The organism is Gemmatimonadota bacterium (genome assembly GCA_016719105.1).
Classification (GTDB): Bacteria; Gemmatimonadota; Gemmatimonadetes; order Gemmatimonadales; family Gemmatimonadaceae; genus SCN-70-22.
On sequence record JADKAQ010000001.1, the window covers coordinates 512,576 to 528,770 of the forward strand.

Sequence of the window (16,195 nt, forward strand, 5' to 3'; positions counted from 1 at the left end):
GGCGAACGGATGGACGGATTCGAGCGGGACGCGGGAGAGCGGGCGGTCACTCGGCTGCGCGACCTGGCGGCGTTGGCGACGCGGACGGCGGAGGTCCTCGCCCCCGAGATCGCCCGGGCGGCGGCGCTGGTGCAGCGCACGCTGGCCGGTGGCGGCACGCTCTTCTTCTGTGGCAATGGCGGCTCGGCGGCCGACGCGCAGCACATGGCCACCGAGTATGTCGTGCGATACATGCGCAACCGGCGCGCGCTGCCGGCGATCGCCCTGACCACCGACACGTCGCTGCTGACCGCGGCGGGGAATGACTTCGGCTTCGATGAGATCTTCGCGCGTCAGGTGGAGGCCCTCGTTCGTCCCGGCGACCTGCTCATCATCCACTCCACGAGCGGGAACTCGCCTAACGTTCTGCGCGCTGCCGACGTGGCCCGCGCCAAGGGGGCGCCGGTGCTCTCGCTCTCCGCCCGCGACGGCGGGGCGTTGCGGGCGCGGTCCGACATCGCGCTGGTGATTCCCACCGAGCGCACCGACCGCGCCCAGGAGATTCACCTGTGCGTGCAGCACCTGATCTGCGAGGTGGTCGAGGAGGCGTTAGGCGGCGACTCGTAGCGGTCGCCGCCGCTCGGCACCGTCCGCAATGACGGCGCCGGTGCGGCGCCGATGCGGCGCGAAGCGGTCGCACGCTCGGCTCCGGCACATGCATGCACGCACGCCCGTCTCGTCCCTCGCTCACCGTCAGTCCGCCCGTCTCGTTCGCCGTCTCCTCTCCCTCGCCCCCACACATGTTCTCCCTGATTGGCACGCGCGCACTCGTCACTGGTGGATCCCGCGGAATCGGCGGGGCGACCTCCCGGCTCCTGGCCCGGTGCGGCGCTGATGTGGTGGTGCACTATCGATCGCGCGCGTCCGAGGCGCAGGCGATGGTGGCCGAGATCGAGGGGATGGGGCGCCGGGCACTGGCGATCGCCGCGGAACTCTCCGATCGGGGGGCCGTGGATGCGATGTTCGCCCGCGTGCAGGAGGCGTGGGGTGGACTGGACGTCTTTGTCGCGAACGCCGGGATCTGGCCCGAGGAAGACGTCGCCGTTGCCGACATGCCTGACGCGCGCTGGGGACGCACGGTGGCGGAGAACATCGACGGGATGTTCTACTCGACGCGCGGCGCGTTGCAGCTGATGGGGGACGGGGGGCGCATCGTCCTCGTGAGCAGCACGGCCGGGCAGCGCGGCGAGGCGATGCATGCCGACTACGCGGCCTCCAAGGGGGCGATGATCGCCTTCACCAAGTCGGTCGCGATCGAGGTGGCGCGACGCGGCATCACCGTCAATTCGGTGGCGCCGGGGTGGGTGGATACCGAGATGTGCGAGGGGGCGTTTGCCGGGGACGGGCGGGCGCGGGTCGCCGCCGGGATCCCCGTCGGGCGCATCGCTACGCCGGCCGACATCGCCGCTCCCATCGTCATGCTGTGCATGCCCGAGTTGCGCCACGTGACCGGCGAGATCGTCAACGTCAATGGCGGCAGCGTCCTGTGCGGGTAGTCGCGCTGGTCTTCACGGGGGGGACGATCTCCATGCGTTTCGACACGGGGATCGGGGGGGCCGTCCCCTCGTTAGGGGCGGACGAGATCGTGGCGGCAGCGCGCGGCATCGAGCACGTGGCGTCGTTGCGGGTCGAGGAGTGGGGGCGCTTTCCCGGGCCACATATGACGGTGGAGCGCCAGTGGGCGCTACGCGCGCGCCTGCTCGACCTGGTCAACGATCCGCAGATCGATGGCGTCGTCGTCACGCACGGAACCGACACCATCGAGGAGTCGGCGTATCTCGCCACCCGGTCCATCGCTACGGAGAAGCCGATCGTCTTCACGGGGGCGATGCGCAACGCGAGCGAACTGTCGTGGGACGGGCCGGCGAACCTGTCCGACTCGGTGCGTGTGGCCGCGTCGGACGATGCGCGCGGCCATGGGGCGCTGGTCATGCTCAACGGTCGCGTCTTCTCGGCTCTCGACGTGACCAAGGCCCATACGCACTTGTTGGACGCCTTCGAGAGCCCGGGACTCGGGCCCATCGGTGTCGTCGACGATGGCGAGGTCGTCTTCCGGCGGTCGCTGCCGCCCTTTGGGCCGATCCTGGCGCCCCCGTCGCTGGGGACGCCGGTGGACATCATCACCGCGTACGCCGGTGCCGACGCGCGCTTCGTCGACGTGTCGCGCCAGACGGCGAAGGGGGTCGTCGTCGCCGCGTTGGGGCGCGGCAACGTTCCGATTGCCATGGCCGACGGACTGGGGCGCTGCCTGGCCGATGGCGTCCCCGTCGTCGTGGCGTCGCGCGCGCCGCGCGGGCGCGTGGGGACGACCTACGGATACGCCGGCGGTGGGCGACAACTGGCCAACCTCGGTGCCATCTTCACGGGCGCGAGGCGTCCGCAGCAGGCGCGCATCGACTTGATGCTGGCGCTGGGGGCCGGGCTTACCGGCGACGCGCTGCGCGCCGTCTTCGACTCCTGAGGGCATGGCCGTGACGTCCACGCGTGCGCGACTGGAACAATCGCCGGTCCTCGATCCGCCGCGCGAGGTGCGCGAGATCGCGCACGCGCTGGAGCAGGCGGGGTTCGAGACGTGGTGCGTGGGAGGCGCGGTGCGCGATGCACTCCTCGGCTTGCCTCACCTCGATTGGGACCTCGCCACGTCGGCGACGCCGCCGCAGGTCAAGCGGACCTTTCGCCGGACGATCCCGGTCGGCGAGCAGTTCGGGACGATCGGCGTGCTCGACCGGCACGGACGCCTGCACGAGGTGACGACCTTTCGTCGTGACGTGCAGACCGACGGCCGACATGCCGTGGTGGAGTTCGGGGCCTCGCTCGACGAGGACCTGGCTCGGCGCGACTTCACGATCAACGCGATAGCGTACTCGCCCTCGACCGAGCGGCTGCACGATCCGTTCAAGGGGCGAGACGACCTCTCGCATGGCGTGGTGCGCGCGGTGGGGCAGGCGCGAGAGCGCATGGTCGAGGATCGCTTGCGCGCCCTGCGCGCGCTGCGCTTCGCCGGCCGCTTCGGCTTTCGTATCGAGCCGGCGACCTGGGCGGCGATCGTCGAGAGTGCGCCGTTCCTGTCACGCCTCTCGCGCGAGCGAGTGAAGCAGGAGCTGGAAAAGTCGATGGAACAGGTCGCCGTGCCGAGCCGCACCACGACGCTCTGGCATGGGGCCGGTGCCCTGCGCGCATTGATCCCGGCCCTCGAGGCGCAGCCCGCGTGGGTGTTGTACGCGGCCGACTTCGTGGCCCACCCCGAAGCGACGCGCAGCGCGGGACGCAAGCGGCGGCGCACGCTGTTGCGGCTGGCGACACTGTTCGTGGGACTGTCGCACGACGTCGTGGTGCGCACGCTGCGCGACCTGCGCTTCTCCAATCGCGACGTCGATTGGCTGGCTGCCCTGGCGGTGCACGCCACAGCGCTCCGCGCTTCGGTCCGGGCGGCCATCATCAACCCCACACCGCCGGGTGACGCCGTCCTTCGACGCTGGGCGGCCGAGGCCGGTCGCACGCGCGTGCCCGATGCATTGCGCGTGGTGCTGGCCACGCTGAGTGCCGAGCTGGCCCATGGTCCGCGGGACGGCGAGGAGGATCCCTGGGGAGACGGCGGTGCGGTGGCGATGCGTGGCGCGGCACCGTCGCGCGCGGCGTCTCTCTACCGCCGGACATTGCGCGTGGCCTATCGGGACCCGGTCGAGGTGGCCGACCTTGCCGTGGACGGCGAGGACCTGATGCGCGAGGGTGGCGTGTCGCGGGGGCCGGCGTTAGGCACCGCGTTGCGGCGCTTGCGCGACGTCGTGGTCGAGGATCCAACGCGCAACGATCGGGCGACGCTCCTGGCGCTGGCGCGCGCGTGGAGTGCCGGCGCCGATGCCGGAGGCTCCTGAGATGGTCTTCATTCGCGGACCGCATCCCGAGGCGAGCATCTGGCGCCACTTCCGGGGCGAGGGCGACGGCTTCACCTTCGGCGAGCGCGAGGGGGTGAGCGAGGCGATGGTCATGGCCAACGCCGACCGGATTGTCGAGCTCTTCCTGGCGCTGGCCGAGCACCTGCCCCCGGCGGTGACGGTCGAGCTGCACGACGTGCGCGCGCAGCTGCACTGGCGCGGCGACGACACCGCGCTCGTCGATGCCCGCGATACCATCGCACGCATCAAGGGGACGCTGGCCATGCACGCGGGGGTGGAGCTCACGCTCGTGGGGGCCGACGACCAGCTGACCCTCACGCCGAACCTCGAGATCTTCGTGTACGCGCGCACCGATCGGTGGCTCTACCTGCTGCAGGGGAAGGGGCTTCGCCGACGGAAGCAGCTGCGCCCCCGCAGCTGGCGCCTGGCGCCGGGCGAGTTCGCGCCGGCCGCGGCGATGAGTGTGGCCGTGCGGGACGCCGCCGAACGGCTTGCGCTGCAGCAGGTGCAACGCGTAGCACCGGGCACGGCGTCATGAAGCCCAAACGCCCCTCGCGCGCCGAGGCGTCGCTCTTTGCCCCACCCGCGTCGGCGCAGCCGCTGGCGGCGCGCATGCGCCCGCGCACGCTCGAGGAGTACGTCGGACAGCAGCACCTGCTGGCCCCGGGGAAGCCGCTGCGTGAGGCGATCGAGCAGGGGACGGTCACGTCCATGATCTTCTGGGGACCGCCCGGCACGGGGAAGACGACGCTGGGCTTCCTCATCGCGCGTTACACCGATCGGGAGTTCGTCCCGTTTTCGGCGGTCACGGAGGGAGTGCCTCGCGTGCGGGAAATCATTGCCGAGGCCGAGGAACGGCTGGCGATGGGGCGGGGAACGGTGCTGTTCGTCGACGAGATCCATCGCTTCAACCGCGCACAGCAGGACGCCTTCCTCCCCGCGGTGGAGCGGGGCGTGGTGACGCTGGTCGGGGCGACGACGGAGAACCCGTCGTTCGAACTCAATGGGGCGCTGCTGTCGCGAGCGCGGGTCGTGGTGCTCCAACCGTTGGGAGAGGAGGCGCTGGAGCGGCTGCTGGCGGAGGCGGTGTCCGATCGCGAACGGGGGCTGGGCGCGTTGCAGCTCACGGCCGGCGACGGGGCGTTGGCGTGGCTGGCGCGCGAGGCCGACGGCGATGCGCGACGCGCGCTGAACGTGCTCGAGGCGGCGGCGGCGTTTGCCGGCGTCGGGGGGACGCTGACGGTCGAGGGGCTGCGCGAGGCGATGCAGCTGCGCGTGGCGCGCTACGACAAGTCCGGCGAGGAGCACTACAACCTCATCTCGGCGTATCACAAGGCGCTGCGCGGGAGCGATCCGCAGGGGGCGCTGTACTGGCTGGCCCGCATGATCACCGGGGGCGAGGATCCGATGTACATCGCCCGCCGGACGATCCGCTTTGCGGCCGAGGATGTCGGCCTGGCCGATCCGCAGGCGCTGACCGTCGCGCTCGCGGCGCGCGACACCTATCACATGCTCGGATCTCCCGAGGGGGAGCTGGCGCTGGCCGAGGCGGCCGTGTATCTCGCGACGGCGCCCAAGAGCAACCGTGTGTATGAGGCGTGGAAGGCGGCACTCGACCTGGCGCGCGAGCATCCCGCGGAGCAGGTCCCGTTGCACATCCGCAATGCGCCCACCCGGCTCATGAAGGAACTGGGCTATGGGAAGGGGTACCAGTACGCGCACGCCGTCCCGCACGCGTATGCGCCGCAGGAGTACCTTCCGGATCGGCTGAAGGATGTCGTGCTGTACGAACCCGGCCCCTTCGGGTTCGAGAAGGACATCGGAAAGCGCATGCAATGGTGGGCAGACCTCAAGACCCGGATGGGGGGCGGCGGCGATGCCGGTGCCGCTCCCGCGGAGGAATGACATGAGAGCCAGGTGGTCAGCTGCAATCGCCGGTGTGGTGCTGGTCGCGACCGCGGCCTGCGCGTCGTTGGGGCGCGCGAGCTTCAAGGATCCGGTGGTCACGTTCAAGGATGCCCGCATCACCGGGCTCGGCGTGGCGGGCGGGTCGATCGAGATCGTCCTCGACGTCTACAATCCCAACCGGTTCCGCCTGGAGGGGACGCGCCTGACGTACAAGGTGCTCGTCGACTCCACCGAGTTTGGCGACGGCGCCTACACCACCAAGTTCGGGGTGGATGAGGGACAGACCAATGAAGTGCGCCTCCCGCTCTCCTTCACGTACCGCGGAGTGGGGGCGGCCGGGCGCGCGCTCACGCAGACCGGAACCGTGCAGTACCGGGTGATCGGCGACTTCTCGGTTGCCACGCCGATCGGCAACTTCACCCGGCCGTACGACCAGACCGGGCGCTTTTCGACGCTGCAGGGGAACGCGCGCGACTAGCTCGCGCCCTTGTGCGCGTGCGGGGCGATCCCCGAGCTTGAACACGACGCGGGCACGACGCCCGCATACCGTCGCCAACCGGCGATGGCGCCCCATCGCCGACCGGCGACGGTACACCCTCGTCTTCCATCACCCGTCCTATCAGCCGCGACATCATCTCCCTGACTCCCCCTGTCGAGCGCGCGATCCTGGTCGGCGCGCCGCGCAAGGGAACGCAGGCCCGTCATCACGTCGATGAGCACCTCGAGGAACTCGAGCGGCTCGCCGACACCGCGGGCGCCCAGGTGATCGGGAGGCTGACCCAGCAGATCGATCGCCCGCACCCTGGGACGTACCTCGGGAAGGGGAAGATCGACGAGCTGCGCCAGCGCGTCTCGGACGAGGCGGCGACGCTGGTGATCTTCGACGACGAGCTGTCGCCGGCCCAGGGGAAGAACATCGAGGAGCTGGTCGGGAAGCGCGTGATGGATCGCGCCGAGTTGATCCTCGACATCTTCGCCACGCGTGCGCGCTCGCGCGAGGCGAAGATGCAGGTCGAGCTGGCGCAGCTCACCTACATGCTCCCGCGCCTCACGCGCATGTGGACCCACCTGGAGAAGTTCCGCGGCGGTATCGGCATGCGCGGCCCTGGTGAAACGCAGCTGGAGACCGACCGCCGTCTCATCGGCCACCGGATTCGCGTACTCAAGGAGCGATTGGCCGAGGTGCAGCGCACCCGTGAGGTGCAACGCCATGGGCGGCGCGGGGAGTTCCGCGCGGCCCTCGTGGGCTACACCAACGCCGGAAAGTCCTCGATCCTGCGCGCGATGTCGGGGAGCGACGACATCTTCGTCGAGGATCGCCTCTTCGCGACGCTCGACCCGCTCTCGCGCGAGGTCGATCTCGGGGAAGGGCAGCGTGTCGTGCTCACCGACACGGTCGGGTTCATCCGCAAGCTCCCGCACCACCTGGTGGCGTCGTTCCGCGCAACGCTCGAAGAATTGCACGAGGCCGACCTGCTGCTGCACGTGATCGACGCGTCGCACCCCTCGTGGGAGGAACAGCGCGAGGTGGTCGACGACGTCATCGCTGACCTCGGCGCGCACGAGAAGCCGATGCTGTACGTCTTCAACAAGAGCGACAACCTCACGCCGGGCGAGGTCGAGGGGCTGGGGACGCGCGTGCAGCATCTCTTCCCCCACTCCGTCGTGGTGTCGTCGGTCGCACCGGGGGGGCTCGATCCGCTGCGCGAGGTGCTGCGCGAACGCGTGCGTCGATTCAAGCCGATGGTCGAGCTGCGCCTTGGTCATGGCGACGGAAAGCTGCTCGCCGAGCTGCACCGGACGGGCGAGGTCCTGGCGCAGCGCCACACGGAAGAGGGGATGTTCGTCCAGGTTCGACTGGACGAGGCGGCGCTCGGCCGGGCGCTGCGGGCCGGGGCGTCGGTGGTCGGCGCTGGAACAACCGCTGGCGCCAGCGCCTGAGCCGACTGACCTCGGCCCGGGCGTCGCACTTACTTTTCGCACATGCCAAGAGCACTCATCACCGGGATCACCGGGCAGGACGGCTCGTACCTTGCCGAACTCCTGCTCGAGAAGGGGTACGAGGTCCACGGACTCGTGCGACGCGCGTCCACGTTCAACCGCGGGCGCATCGACCACCTCGCGGTGGGGCCGTCGCACACCACGGGACGGTTGCACCTGCACTACGGCGACATGGCCGACGGCTCGTCGATGCGTCGCGTCGTCGAGTCCACCATGCCCGATGAGGTCTACAACCTGGCGGCGCAGTCGCACGTCCGCGTCTCGTTCGACCAGCCGGAGTACACCGCGGACATCGTGGCCACCGGGACGTTGCGCCTGTTGGAGGCCGTGCGGGAGCACATCGACCGCACCGGACGCCAGGTGAAGTTCTATCAGGCGGGATCGTCGGAGATGTTCGGGGCGACCGCGCCGCCGCAGCGGGAAACCACGCCGTTCCACCCGCGCTCGCCCTACGCGGTGAGCAAGCTCGCCGCGCACTGGTTCTCGGTGAACCACCGCGAGGCGTTCGGGATGTTCTGCTGCAACGGGATCCTGTTCAATCACGAGTCGCCGCGGCGCGGCGAGTCGTTCGTCACGCGGAAGATCTCGCTGGCCGTGGCCCGCATCGCCACCGGGACGCAGCAGAAGCTGGCGTTAGGCAACCTGGATGCACGGCGCGACTGGGGCTTTGCGGGCGACTACGTAGACGCCATGTGGCGGATGCTGCAGCAACCGTGGCCCGACGACTACGTGGTGGCGACCGGCGAGTCCCATTCGGTAAAGGAATTCGTGCAGGCCGCCTTCGCCCACGTGAACCTCGAATGGGAACGCTACGTCTCGCTGGATGAGAAGTACCTGCGCCCGTCGGAAGTCGACCACCTGCTGGGCGACGCGTCGAAGGCGCGCGAGAAGCTGGGGTGGAGTCCGACTGTGAGCTTCGAGGGGCTGGTGTCGATGATGGTCGACGCCGACCTCAAGGTCGCCGAGCGGGAGGCGCGGGTCGGGCGCTGACCCGCGCCGGCGAGGGATTCACCCCGCCGGCGGCCGACGGATAAACGAAACGCCCCTCGAAGCCGAGGGGCGTTTGACGTATCGAGAGTGGTCGCACAGGGACTCGAACCCCGGACCTCTGGTATGTGAGACCAGCGCTCTAACCAGCTGAGCTATGCGACCGGAACCTCGCGCCGACCCGCCGCGCGAGGGATCGGTACGTTAATGGGTCATCGGGGAGGGTGGTAGTAGGGGCCGGCGCTTTCGTCTGCGGCGGTGGCCTCGGTGCGCCGGCGCACTCGGTGGGTCCTTCGTGCGTGTTGGCGGCGCAGGTCGGCGTGCGCCCTTTCGCACCACCTCGCGGCGGGGGAGATTGCCGCTCCCCGATGCCGTGTGCCCCGCGTATCACCCCCGATGGCGCTCCTCTCCTTCCTCGATCGCGACCGTACCATCGCGCCCGCCGGCTTCTCGCGGTGGCGCGTCCCCCCGGCGGCGCTGGCGATCCACCTCGCCATCGGGCAGGCGTACGCGTTCAGCGTCTTCAACCTTCCGCTGTCGACGCTCAAGGGGATCACGTCGCGCGCGCCCGGCGACTGGGCGTTGACGACCATCGGCTGGATCTTCTCCGTCGCGATCGTCTTCCTCGGGCTCTCGGCCTTCACCTTCGGGCGATGGTTGGAGCAGGCCGGGCCGCGCAAAGCGATGTTTGCGTCGGCGGCGTGCTTCGGCGGCGGTTTCCTCGTCGCGGCGCTCGGCGTGCAGCTGCACGAGTTCTGGCTCGTGGTGCTGGGCTACGGCGTGATTGGCGGGATCGGGCTGGGGCTTGGCTACATCTCCCCGGTGTCGACGCTGATCAAGTGGTTCCCCGACCGGCCGGGAATGGCGACCGGGATGGCGATCATGGGATTCGGTGGTGGGGCGATGATCGGCTCGCCGCTGGCGGTGGCGCTGATGGAGCGATTCAGGACCCCGACGTCGATGGGGGTGACCGAGACCTTCGTGGTGATGGGGATCGCCTACTTCGTCTTCATGATGTTCGGGGCCTTCACCGTGCGGCTCCCCGCACCGGGGTGGGCGCCGTCCCTTCCGCGGGGCGAGGGGGCGCTCCGGCGCGCGCCGGTTGCGGCTGGCGGTGACGTGCACGTCGATCGCGCGATCCGCACGCCGCAGTTCTGGTTGTTGTGGGCGGTGCTCTGCCTGAACGTCACTGCGGGGATCGGCGTGTTGGGGCAGGCCTCGCCGATGATTCAGGAGATGTTCCCGGGGACAATCGGCGCCGGGGCTGCTGCTGGTTTCGTGGGGCTGTTGTCACTGGCGAACATGGCGGGACGCTTCGCCTGGTCCTCGGCGTCCGACCACCTGGGGCGCAAGCGGACGTACATGATCTACTTCGCCCTCGGCGCGGTGCTGTATGCGAGCGTTCCGGCGACCGGGCGCGCGGGATCGGTCGTCCTCTTCGTCGGCTTCTATGCGGTGATCATGAGCATGTACGGGGGCGGCTTCGCCACCATTCCGGCGTACTTGCGCGACGAGTTCGGGACGATGCACGTGGGGGCGATTCACGGTCGCTTGCTGACCGCGTGGTCGCTGGCGGGGGTGGCCGGGCCGGTGCTCGTGAACTACCTCCGCGAGTACCAGATCGGGCGTGGCGTGGCCCCCCGCGACGCGTACTCGGTCACGATGTACCTGATGGCGGCGCTGCTCGTGCTCGGCTTCGCGGCCAACTGGTTCGTGCGCCCCGTGGGGGCCGAGCATCACTTTGCGCGGGGGGCAGGGCGCGATCCTGTCCCGCTCCGTGAAGGGAGGCACTAAGCGATGGCGCCCGGTGAACGCTGGAAGCTGGTGGCCGCCTGGTTGGTGGTGGGCATCCCCGCCGCGTGGGGGGTGGCGCAGGTCATCGCCAAGTCCATGGCGCTCTTTCGTTAGGCGCGGAGGCGCTACGAACACGCTTGGGTGGCGCGGGATCGGTCGCCGCACGCTGAATGCGTGGCCGAAAACGCCGCGCCCCGCCGCCCGAACGTCCGGGCAGCGGGGCGCGTCCTGACCAACGGCATGGGCCCTCTGGGGCTCGAACCCAGGACCGACGGATTATGAGTCCGCTGCTCTAACCGGCTGAGCTAAGGGCCCGTCTGTGCAACGATACTCGCCGGCTCGCCGCGCCGCAAAGGCGCCCCGTGCGCCCGGTCCTCCTCGCCGCGTCGGCGCCCCGCAGCGCCCGGCGCCGCAGGCCCGCGCTCGACGCTACCCCTCGTTGGCGTGCGCGTCGTACGCCTCGACGATTTCCTCGGGAGTGACGGTCGCCGCCCCCAGCTTCCCGACTTCCACCCCGGCGGCGAAGTTGGCCACCACCGCCGCCTCCATCGGCGTGGCCCCCGCGGCCAGTGCGGTCGCGAGGTAGGCGGTGACGGTGTCGCCCGCCCCCACCACGTCGTAGACCTCGCGCGCGGTGGTCGGAATGCGTTGCACCTGGCCGTCCGGCGAGACGAGCGCCATGCCGCGCTCGCCCAGGGTGAGCAGCAGGTGGCGCGCGCCGAGCCGCTCGAGCGTGGCGGGGAGCGCGCCGGCATCGTCGAGGTGGACCGTCGCGCCTAACGCCGACTCCAGTTCGCGCCGGTTTGGCTTGAAGATCGTCGCCCCGCGATACGCGAAGAAGTTGCGGAACTTGGGGTCGACGACGATGGGGATGTCGCGCGCCAGCGCCCGGGCGATCGCGTGCGCGATCACGTCGGGGACCAGCACGCCCTTGTTGTAGTCCTCGAGCACGAGGGCGTCGGCGGTCGCCAGCACGCGGTCCAGGGCGGCGAGCACCTGCGCGACGTCGTCTCCGCTCAGGTCCCGGTCGTCCTCCTCGTCGAAGCGCACCACCTGCTGGGCGCGGGCGACCAGTCTCGTCTTGGTCGTCGTCGGGCGCTCCACCGGGATCAGGGCGCCGTCCTCCGACCCGATCTCCCGCAGCATCCGCCGCAGGCGCTCTCCGCCCTCGTCGCGCCCCACGGCGGCGACCAGCGTTCCGACCGCCCCGGCCGCGGCGACATTCTGGGCCACGTTGGCCGCCCCGCCAAGGGCGTACTTCCGGTCGCGCACCCGCACAACGGGGACCGGCGCCTCGGGTGAGATGCGCTCGACGTCGCCGCGCAGGTAGACGTCGAGCATCGCATCGCCCACCACGGCAACGTGCCGCCGGCGCATCTGCTCGAGGAGGGTGATCAGGCGCGCACGCGACACGTGCGAGGCCGGCGAGCTGGGACGGGGAGTCGACATGGCGACGGAAGCTAGGAGGACGCGTCCCGCAGGGTCAACCAATGTCGGCGAGATCTCCCCAGCACCCCTGATCGGTTCACGCCCCGATTATCTTCCCTGCGACCAGTCCAACCGGGCCGGCGATTCTCCAACCGGCGCTCGCATGCACTCCTACCAACTCGACGTCATCGTCAGCCGAGGGAACGCGATCGAATCGCGTCACCGGGTGCACGCGGCGGTGTGGGATGCGTCCGCCGGGCTCGTGGGGAGCGCGCGGGATCCCTTTCTCGTCTCGCCGTGGCGTTCCTGCGCCAAGCCGTTCCAGGTCCTGCCGTTTCTCGAGACCGGCGGTTTCGACGAGTTGGTCTGGGGCGATGACGAACTCGCCCTGGCGTGTGCCTCGCACGGCGGTGAACCGGAGCACGTGGCAATTGCCGGTCGCATGCTGCAGACGATTGGCATGGAAGAAGGGGACCTCGCCTGCGGGCCGCACGAACCGCTGTCGCGCCGCGGTGCGCGTATCGTGCGCGAGGCCGGCTACTCTCCGACGCGCCTGCACAACAACTGCTCGGGGAAGCACGCCGCGATGCTCGCTCGGGCGCACGTCTCGGGGTGGTCGACCCACGGCTACGAGCGCGACGGGCATCCGGTGCAAGGCTCGGCCCTGGAATCGGTGGCGCGCTGGACGGGGTCCCCTCGGACAAGATCGAGCGAGCCATCGACGGCTGCGGGGTCGTCGTGTTCGGCCTGCCGTTGGCCAACATGGCGCGCGCCTACGCCATGCTCGCGGCGAGCGCCACACGTGGCGACGAGCTGCCGTCGCGCATCGCCCGCGCGATTCGCACCCGCCCCATGATCTTCGGCGGAACCGATCGGTTCGACAGTACCCTGGTGGAGGAGACGTCGGGGCGCGTCATCGCCAAGATCGGCGCCGAGGGGATCCACTCGGCGGCGCTGCTCGACCTGGGGATCGGGGCGGTGGTGAAGGTCGAGGACGGGTCGATGCGCGCGCAGTTCCCGGCGCTCCTGCGCCTGCTGCAGCTGCATGGCGCGCTCCCCGATCCGTTGCCGGCGCGCCTGCAGGACTTCGCGCGCACGCGCGTGAAGAACACGCGCGGCGAGGTGGTGGGCGAGGTTCGCGTCGTCGACGGATGACGCAATCGGATGGTACGACCGGGAACGGAATGATGACGCCCGGGGCGGGCACGCTGCCTAACGTTGCGGGACTCGACGCCGCGCACGTCGCGATGGTGCGGCTGGCGGCGGCCATCGCCGGGGCCGGCGAGCCGGCCGTGCGCGACGCGCTGGCACAGGCGCTCGAGGCGGTCCCTCACGAGTGGGTGGAGGAAGTGATCCTGCAGTCGTACTTGTTCGCGGGGTTCCCCCGTGCGCTCAATGCCGCGCGCGAATGGCGCCGGTTGTCGGGACGTGCGGCACCGGTCACCGACGAGGGCGAGCGCTTCGACCAGGCGGCGCAGTGGAGCGCGGCGGGGGAGGCAACGTGTCGCGTGGTGTACGGTGCCACCTACGAACGCCTGCGGCACAACATCCGGGCGCTGCACCCGGCGCTGGATGCGTGGATGATCGTCGAGGGTTACGGGAAGGTGCTGTCACGGCCGCAGCTCGACCTGCGGCGCCGCGAACTCTGCATCGTCGCGGCGTGCGCGGCCGCGGGGCAGGACCGTCAGCTGCACGCCCACCTTCACGGGGCGCTCCATGCGGGCGCCAGCGTGGAGGAGGTGACCGGCACGCTGGCCGCCGTCACCGATTACATGGCGCCGGGGAATCCCGCGCGCTACCGCCTACTTCTCGAGCGCGTGGTGCACCAGGATGTTCATTGATCTCGTCGTCGTTCGCGTCGCTGCCGGCACCGGCGGGTCGGGGTGCGTCTCCTTCCGCCGGGAGAAGTTCTACCCGATGGGGGGGCCAGACGGTGGCGACGGAGGGCGCGGGGGCGACGTCATCGTCCGCGCCGATCGCAACCTGGCCACGCTGCTCGACTACACGTATCGCGACCAGTGGATCGCCGAGCGCGGGCAGCACGGCAGCGGGAACAACAAGACCGGGCGCTCCGCCGACAATCTCGTCCTCCCGGTCCCGCCCGGGACCGTCATTCGCGATCACGACTCGGGCGAGCGCGTCGGCGAGGTGGTCGAGCACGGCCAGGAACTCGTCGTCGCCAAGGGGGGACGCGGTGGGAAGGGGAACGCCTTCTTCGCCACCGCCACCCATCAGTCGCCGCGCGAGTGGCAGCCGGGTGAGGAGGGCATCGCCCGCACGCTCGAGTTGGAGCTCAAGCTCATCGCCGACGTCGGGCTGGTAGGAAAGCCCAACGCGGGAAAGTCGACGCTGCTCTCGGTCATCTCGGCGGCCCGCCCGAAGATCGCGGACTACCCGTTCACCACGCTGCAGCCCAATCTCGGCGTCGTGGCCCTGACCGATCATCGCACGTTCGTCGTGGCCGATATCCCGGGGATCATCGAGGGGGCACATGAGGGGAAGGGGCTCGGACTCCAGTTCCTCCGCCACATCGAGCGGACGCGACTCCTCGCCTTCCTGATTCCCATCGACGCCGAGGACTGGCAGGCCGAGTACGATCAGCTCCGTCACGAGGTCGAGCAGTACTCGCCCGAACTGGCGGCCAAGCCGCATTGCGTCGTCTTCACCAAGCACGACTTGCTGGGGGAGGAGTACATCCCCGAGATCGAGACGCCGGGAGCGTTCGGCCGCTACTCGATCAGCGCGGCGGCGCGCCAGGGGCTGGATACGCTCAAGGCCGAGTGGTGGTCGCAGCTGCTCGAGATGCGCAAGGCGAATGAGCGCGCGACGGAGAAGGCGGGCGATGCGGCACCGTCGTCGCTCGACCGCCCGGACGAGGCCGACCACACCGACGCGCATTCCTCTGACGCCGCCGACGACGCTGTCGACGCCTGACGAGCGCGCCGCACGCGCGGCGCCTGACGAGCGCGCCGCCGGGGCGGCGCCCGACGAGCGCGCCGCCGGGGCGGCGCAGGACGAGCGCGTGGCGGCGCTGGCGATCGCCGGCATCGCCGGGCTGGGGCCGGTGCGGATCACGCGGCTCGTCGCCGACGCTGGAGACGTCGCATCGGCGCTCAGCCGGGCCGTGCCCGACGCGCGCGAGCGAGAAGCGCTGCTCGCGCGGGCGCGCGCGGAGCTCGCCGACTTCGCACGGCGCGGCATCGACGTCGTCGGCATTGCCGAGTCGCGCTATCCGGCGCCGGTGCGCGACCTGGAGGATGCGCCCCCGGTCCTGTATGCGTTAGGCGCGCTCGCGCACACGGTGCCACCGGCGGTGGCGCTGGTGGGGTCGCGCCAGGCGACGGCGTATGGGCGGCAGGTGGCGCGTGACTTTGCCCGCCGCCTCGCATCCCGCGGGATCTGTGTGGTCAGCGGGTTGGCGGCGGGGATCGACGCCGAGGCACACGCCGCGGCCCTATCGGCCGGTGGACCAACCGTCGCGGTGCAGGGGACGGGGGTGGACGTTGCGTATCCGCGCAGCAACACCGCCCTGCATGCGCGCATCGCCCGCGAGGGACTCGTGCTCTCCGAGCTCGCACCGGGACGGCCGGCCCATGCCGGCGCCTTTCCTCGACGCAACCGCATCATCGCGGCACTCGCCGACGTGGTGGTCGTCGTGGAGGCCGGGGTGCGCTCGGGGGCGTTGATCACCGCGCAGTTAGGCGGGGAACTCGGACGCACGGTCGCGGCCGTGCCCGGGCCGATCGATGCGGAGGCGTCGCGCGGGGCCAACCAGCTTCTCCGCGACGGTGCGCAGGTCATCGCCTCGTTCGACGATCTGCTCGGACTGCTGGCGCTCACGCGGCGTGGGCGCGAGGGTGCCGCCTTCGCCACGCCAACCGCCGTCGACGACGAGGTGGCGTGCCGGTTGCCGCCCGATGTGCGGCCCGACTCGCCGGAGGGACGCGTGCTCGCCGTCCTTGCCCGCGGCGCGCAGGGCACCGACGACCTCGTGCGCGCGTGCGCCCTCTCGCCGCGCGACGTGGCCACGGCGCTGTGTCATCTCGAGGTGCATGGCGAGATCGCCTTCGACCCCTCCGGCATGGTGCGGATCGTCTCGCGAACGGCAATGGCGGGACGATGAGCGGATTGGTCGATGCACG

16 protein-coding genes and 2 tRNA genes are annotated in these 16,195 nt (G+C 70.5%); 15 read left to right on the plus strand and 3 right to left on the minus strand.

The window, feature by feature from the left end; all coding sequences use genetic code 11:
• Positions 1–9 precede the first annotated feature (9 nt).
• From IPN47_02165 to gmd, 9 genes are all read left to right on the plus strand, one after another.
• A complete protein-coding gene (locus tag IPN47_02165) occupies positions 10–606 on the plus strand; it encodes an SIS domain-containing protein (protein MBK9406854.1) in 597 nt (198 codons plus the stop codon).
• A gap of 173 nt (positions 607–779) precedes the next feature.
• Positions 780–1,535 carry an SDR family oxidoreductase gene (locus IPN47_02170; protein ID MBK9406855.1) on the plus strand — a complete coding sequence of 252 codons (756 nt, stop codon included), beginning with the start codon at positions 780–782 and terminating at the stop codon, positions 1,533–1,535.
• Between the two features lie 32 nt (positions 1,536–1,567).
• Positions 1,568–2,500 carry an asparaginase gene (locus IPN47_02175; protein MBK9406856.1) on the plus strand — a complete coding sequence of 311 codons (933 nt, stop codon included), beginning with the start codon at positions 1,568–1,570 and terminating at the stop codon, positions 2,498–2,500.
• A gap of 10 nt (positions 2,501–2,510) precedes the next feature.
• Positions 2,511–3,914, plus strand: coding sequence for a CCA tRNA nucleotidyltransferase (locus IPN47_02180; protein MBK9406857.1), 1,404 nt, complete (start codon positions 2,511–2,513; stop codon positions 3,912–3,914).
• A 1-nt stretch (position 3,915) separates the two neighbouring features.
• The gene (locus IPN47_02185; GenBank protein ID MBK9406858.1) at positions 3,916–4,473 is read left to right on the plus strand and encodes a hypothetical protein; all 558 of its coding nucleotides are present in this window, start codon (positions 3,916–3,918) and stop codon (positions 4,471–4,473) included.
• Positions 4,470–5,840, plus strand: coding sequence for a replication-associated recombination protein A (locus IPN47_02190; GenBank protein MBK9406859.1), 1,371 nt, complete (start codon positions 4,470–4,472; stop codon positions 5,838–5,840). Before IPN47_02185 ends, IPN47_02190 begins: the two co-directional genes overlap by 4 nt.
• 1 nt (position 5,841) lies before the next feature.
• Positions 5,842–6,321 carry an LEA type 2 family protein gene (locus IPN47_02195; GenBank protein ID MBK9406860.1) on the plus strand — a complete coding sequence of 160 codons (480 nt, stop codon included), beginning with the start codon at positions 5,842–5,844 and terminating at the stop codon, positions 6,319–6,321.
• Between the two features lie 161 nt (positions 6,322–6,482).
• On the plus strand, positions 6,483–7,784 hold the full coding sequence (gene hflX, locus IPN47_02200) for a GTPase HflX (GenBank protein ID MBK9406861.1): 1,302 nt from the start codon (positions 6,483–6,485) through the stop codon (positions 7,782–7,784).
• Positions 7,785–7,826: 42 nt separating this feature from the next.
• The gene (gmd, locus tag IPN47_02205) at positions 7,827–8,834 is read left to right on the plus strand and encodes a GDP-mannose 4,6-dehydratase (GenBank protein MBK9406862.1); all 1,008 of its coding nucleotides are present in this window, start codon (positions 7,827–7,829) and stop codon (positions 8,832–8,834) included.
• Positions 8,835–8,922: 88 nt separating this feature from the next.
• Here the strand turns inward: gmd and IPN47_02210 are convergent.
• A tRNA-Val gene (locus IPN47_02210) sits at positions 8,923–8,996 on the minus strand.
• 231 nt (positions 8,997–9,227) lie between these two features.
• Here IPN47_02210 and IPN47_02215 point away from each other — a divergent pair.
• Positions 9,228–10,625, plus strand: a complete 1,398-nt coding sequence (locus IPN47_02215; protein ID MBK9406863.1) for an OFA family MFS transporter — start codon at positions 9,228–9,230, stop codon at positions 10,623–10,625.
• Between the two features lie 241 nt (positions 10,626–10,866).
• Here IPN47_02215 and IPN47_02220 read toward each other — a convergent pair.
• Both IPN47_02220 and IPN47_02225 read right to left on the minus strand, forming a co-directional pair.
• Positions 10,867–10,940: transfer RNA gene (locus IPN47_02220), tRNA-Ile, on the minus strand.
• A 114-nt stretch (positions 10,941–11,054) separates the two neighbouring features.
• Positions 11,055–12,074, minus strand: a complete 1,020-nt coding sequence (locus IPN47_02225) for a D-glycero-beta-D-manno-heptose-7-phosphate kinase (GenBank protein MBK9406864.1) — start codon at positions 12,072–12,074, stop codon at positions 11,055–11,057.
• Between the two features lie 142 nt (positions 12,075–12,216).
• On the opposite strand from IPN47_02225, the gene IPN47_02230 reads away from it, so the two are divergent.
• Genes IPN47_02230 through dprA form a run of 5 tightly spaced genes read left to right on the plus strand, consistent with a single transcriptional unit; the run spans position 12,217 to position 16,176 of the window.
• Positions 12,217–12,909: an asparaginase gene (locus IPN47_02230; protein ID MBK9406865.1), complete on the plus strand. Its 693-nt coding sequence runs from the start codon at positions 12,217–12,219 to the stop codon at positions 12,907–12,909.
• Positions 12,816–13,208, plus strand: a complete 393-nt coding sequence (locus tag IPN47_02235; protein MBK9406866.1) for an asparaginase — start codon at positions 12,816–12,818, stop codon at positions 13,206–13,208. Before IPN47_02230 ends, IPN47_02235 begins: the two co-directional genes overlap by 94 nt.
• The gene (locus IPN47_02240) at positions 13,205–13,894 is read left to right on the plus strand and encodes a carboxymuconolactone decarboxylase family protein (GenBank protein ID MBK9406867.1); all 690 of its coding nucleotides are present in this window, start codon (positions 13,205–13,207) and stop codon (positions 13,892–13,894) included. Before IPN47_02235 ends, IPN47_02240 begins: the two co-directional genes overlap by 4 nt.
• A complete protein-coding gene (gene obgE, locus IPN47_02245; protein MBK9406868.1) occupies positions 13,884–14,987 on the plus strand; it encodes a GTPase ObgE in 1,104 nt (367 codons plus the stop codon). Before IPN47_02240 ends, obgE begins: the two co-directional genes overlap by 11 nt.
• A complete protein-coding gene (dprA, locus tag IPN47_02250) occupies positions 14,896–16,176 on the plus strand; it encodes a DNA-protecting protein DprA (protein MBK9406869.1) in 1,281 nt (426 codons plus the stop codon). Before obgE ends, dprA begins: the two co-directional genes overlap by 92 nt.
• The last annotated feature ends 19 nt before the right edge of the window (positions 16,177–16,195 follow it).

Coding starts and splice junctions, on each gene's coding strand:
- obgE (MBK9406868.1), top strand. CDS start 13,884: ATGTTCATTGATCTCGTCGTCGTTCGCGTCGCTGCCGGCACCGGCGGG.
- dprA (MBK9406869.1), top strand. CDS start 14,896: ATGCGGCACCGTCGTCGCTCGACCGCCCGGACGAGGCCGACCACACCG.
- IPN47_02225 (MBK9406864.1), bottom strand. CDS start 12,074: ATGTCGACTCCCCGTCCCAGCTCGCCGGCCTCGCACGTGTCGCGTGCG.
- IPN47_02185 (MBK9406858.1), top strand. CDS start 3,916: ATGGTCTTCATTCGCGGACCGCATCCCGAGGCGAGCATCTGGCGCCAC.
- IPN47_02235 (MBK9406866.1), top strand. CDS start 12,816: ATGGCGCGCGCCTACGCCATGCTCGCGGCGAGCGCCACACGTGGCGAC.
- IPN47_02175 (MBK9406856.1), top strand. CDS start 1,568: ATGCGTTTCGACACGGGGATCGGGGGGGCCGTCCCCTCGTTAGGGGCG.
- IPN47_02230 (MBK9406865.1), top strand. CDS start 12,217: ATGCACTCCTACCAACTCGACGTCATCGTCAGCCGAGGGAACGCGATC.
- IPN47_02195 (MBK9406860.1), top strand. CDS start 5,842: ATGAGAGCCAGGTGGTCAGCTGCAATCGCCGGTGTGGTGCTGGTCGCG.
- IPN47_02170 (MBK9406855.1), top strand. CDS start 780: ATGTTCTCCCTGATTGGCACGCGCGCACTCGTCACTGGTGGATCCCGC.
- IPN47_02215 (MBK9406863.1), top strand. CDS start 9,228: ATGGCGCTCCTCTCCTTCCTCGATCGCGACCGTACCATCGCGCCCGCC.
- gmd (MBK9406862.1), top strand. CDS start 7,827: ATGCCAAGAGCACTCATCACCGGGATCACCGGGCAGGACGGCTCGTAC.
- IPN47_02165 (MBK9406854.1), top strand. CDS start 10: ATGGACGGATTCGAGCGGGACGCGGGAGAGCGGGCGGTCACTCGGCTG.
- IPN47_02240 (MBK9406867.1), top strand. CDS start 13,205: ATGACGCAATCGGATGGTACGACCGGGAACGGAATGATGACGCCCGGG.
- IPN47_02190 (MBK9406859.1), top strand. CDS start 4,470: ATGAAGCCCAAACGCCCCTCGCGCGCCGAGGCGTCGCTCTTTGCCCCA.